The organism is Fusicatenibacter saccharivorans, from assembly GCF_027667425.1.
Taxonomy (GTDB): Bacteria; Bacillota; Clostridia; order Lachnospirales; family Lachnospiraceae; genus Fusicatenibacter; species Fusicatenibacter saccharivorans.
This window is the reverse complement of sequence record NZ_JAQEGR010000042.1, coordinates 1,554-1,769: the sequence shown is the minus strand read 5'-3', so window position 1 is coordinate 1,769 and position 216 is coordinate 1,554. Positions and strand designations below refer to the sequence as shown.

The 216-nt window shown below is 30.1% G+C and carries 1 pseudogene; it reads left to right on the top strand.

The annotated features are described in order from the left end of the window. Positions 1-111 precede the first annotated feature (111 nt). A pseudogene (locus PGS38_RS17725) lies at positions 112-216 on the top strand (IS200/IS605 family transposase); the annotation flags it as partial.

The window sequence follows — 216 nt, the reverse complement described above, 5'->3', positions numbered from 1 at the left end:
TAAATATATTGTAGTAGTGATGAGTTAGACGCGCAAAATTTGCACCAAAAAAAGGAACAAATGTTTGATATATTCCTATGCATATGGTATACTATTTTTATGAAGAAAGATATGTTTACAATTAATAAAAATGGTCTTTCCTATGGTAGAGGATATGTGTACTCTCTGCAGTATCATCTGGTCTGGTGTACAAAGTACAGAAAAAAAGGTTTTAAA